The organism is Halorubrum sp. SP9, assembly GCF_005435015.1.
Classification (GTDB): domain Archaea; phylum Halobacteriota; class Halobacteria; order Halobacteriales; family Haloferacaceae; genus Halorubrum; species Halorubrum sodomense.
This window is the reverse complement of record NZ_SGXU01000194.1, coordinates 1-766: the sequence shown is the minus strand read 5'-3', so window position 1 is coordinate 766 and position 766 is coordinate 1. Positions and strand designations below refer to the sequence as shown.

At 62.7% G+C, this 766-nt stretch carries 1 protein-coding gene; it reads left to right on the top strand.

The genetic code is table 11. The features are described 5' to 3' along the window. A partial coding sequence (locus EXE45_RS19875; RefSeq protein ID WP_158294311.1) for a hypothetical protein occupies positions 1-766 on the top strand: 766 nt, incomplete at both ends.

The window sequence follows — 766 nt, the reverse complement described above, 5'->3', positions numbered from 1 at the left end:
CAGCGCCCACATGAACGGGATTCCCTGTATCTCCCCGATCACGACTCGGTTCAAACAAGAGCATGAAGCGCGGCTCACGGGCATCGTTGATCAGTACGACATCCCCGCGGTGTACTTCCTCCAGGACGCCGACCCAGCGTCCATCAGCGAGCGGAACCTCTCGGACGAACAGGAGCGCTCCGTTGAACGGCAGATGGCGATTCGGGAGTTGTTCACCAAAAACTCGCTCCCAGGCAACGACGTAGTCACCCACGAGGCGTTCGTTGCGGCCGCCGAGAACGGCGAGACAGAGAAGCTCGAAACACTGGCCGACCAACTTGCGGTCGCGCCGTCGTCCGACCCGGACGAACCGGCTGATGAGAAAGAGTCCCTGAGTGTCGAGGAAGTGCCGTTCGGCTTCCACCCACGGCTTGATCCCGCCGGGTACTCCGCAGGGAGTGGCCCCATCAACGAGGCGCTAGAACTCGACCCGCACGGCAGCGGTGTGAAGGGCGCGGCCCAAACCGCACTCGGGCTTGATGCGTCCACGCCGGACCACTCCGAGACAGAGACTGGTCATCTCGCCGCAGCGGCGGACGTGTATCCCGAAGCCACCGATGATCCGTCTGACCCACTCCCAGATGGGGAAACGCTCTCAGCGCGGCTACACGAGCGTCTGGATGACGGCGATGAAGACAACGTCGACGCCGGCGAGGAAAAAAACATCTCCCCGACGAGCGTCTACATCGTTGAGCTTCCACAGTTCGGCGACGAGAAGCGGGACCTC